Raw genomic sequence first — 1,076 nt, forward strand, 5'->3', positions numbered from 1 at the left:
CGGCGGGCCGTGTCAGGCCTCAACGCAACACGTCGCGCCAGCGACGTATAATTGCGCCCTTGGATGCCGCTCCTTCGGAACGGCCGGATGATCCTCCAAAGTGTCGGCCTTGCCGACGTGCAAATCTGCACGTTCCTCCGGACGTGCTTTTGAGAAAGTCTTGCGGCGAAACAAACGCCACAAGACTTTTGGGAGACGCGACCGGAATGAAGAAGCCGTCATCAAAGATACGTGAAGAAATCGCCCGCCTGCAGGACCAGCTCAAGCAGGCCGAGACGCGCGAGGCCGAGCGCATCGGCCGGATCGCGTTGAAAGCCGGACTCGGCGAGATCGAGATCGAGGAGGCCACGCTTCAGGCGGCGTTCGAGGAAATCGCCGGGCGCTTTCGCGGAGGCAAGGGAGCTGCGACCGGAAAGAGAAACACCGGTGAGGGCAGGAGTGCAGGCGCTCCGCCCGCGACGGTCGCAACTGGCGCGGCTGCGGGCAGCGCTAGCGAGGCTTGAGCGAATGCGCCGGAGCCAAGCGGCCGACGCACGAAAAAAGGATACGCGCGAGAAGATCGAGCTGGGCGGCCTGATTGCGAAAGCTGGTCTCCGTTACGAGAAGCGGGCGCTGCTGCTCGGCCTGCTGATCGACGCGGCGGCACGCATCAACGGCGACGATGCGGAGCGCTCGCGCCTGACCGCAATCGGCGCGGAGGCCTTCGGCCGTGACGGCGAATAGGATCGCCCTCGCCCTGATCCCGGCGATGATGATGGTCGGGGTGACCATCCTCATGCCGGGCATCGAGCACTGGCTCGCAGCCTTCGGCAAGACCGCTCAGGCAAAGCTGATGCTCGGACGCATCGGTCTCACTTTGCCCTATGTGACGGCGGCCGCGATCGGCGTGATCTTCCTGTTCGCGGCCAGCGGCGCGGCGAACATCAAGGCGGCGGGATGGGGCGTGGTTGCGGGCAGCGTGGCGACGATCCTGATCGCATTGATGCGTGAGGCGGTCCGCCTTGCAGGTATTGCCGGCAATGTCCCAGCGGGCCGGTCCGTCTTCGCATATGCGGACCCGGCGACGACGAGCGGCG

The 1,076-nt window shown here is 65.4% G+C and carries 2 protein-coding genes and 1 pseudogene; all 3 read left to right on the forward strand.

Annotated elements, in window-relative coordinates; all coding sequences use genetic code 11:
• The first annotated feature begins 206 nt into the window (after positions 1-206).
• Positions 207-503: a conjugal transfer protein TraC gene (gene traC, locus EOC06_RS37665; protein ID WP_095482583.1), complete on the forward strand. Its 297-nt coding sequence runs from the start codon at positions 207-209 to the stop codon at positions 501-503.
• 4 nt (positions 504-507) lie between these two features.
• Positions 508-723 carry a type IV conjugative transfer system coupling protein TraD gene (gene traD, locus EOC06_RS37670; RefSeq protein WP_164895829.1) on the forward strand — a complete coding sequence of 72 codons (216 nt, stop codon included), beginning with the start codon at positions 508-510 and terminating at the stop codon, positions 721-723.
• Positions 710-1,076 (forward strand): annotated as a pseudogene (locus tag EOC06_RS37675) (conjugal transfer protein TraG); the annotation flags it as partial. The gene traD and the pseudogene EOC06_RS37675, both read left to right, overlap by 14 nt.

It is taken from the genome of Mesorhizobium sp. M7A.F.Ca.MR.362.00.0.0 (assembly GCF_004023175.1).
Lineage (GTDB): Bacteria > Pseudomonadota > Alphaproteobacteria > Rhizobiales > Rhizobiaceae > Mesorhizobium.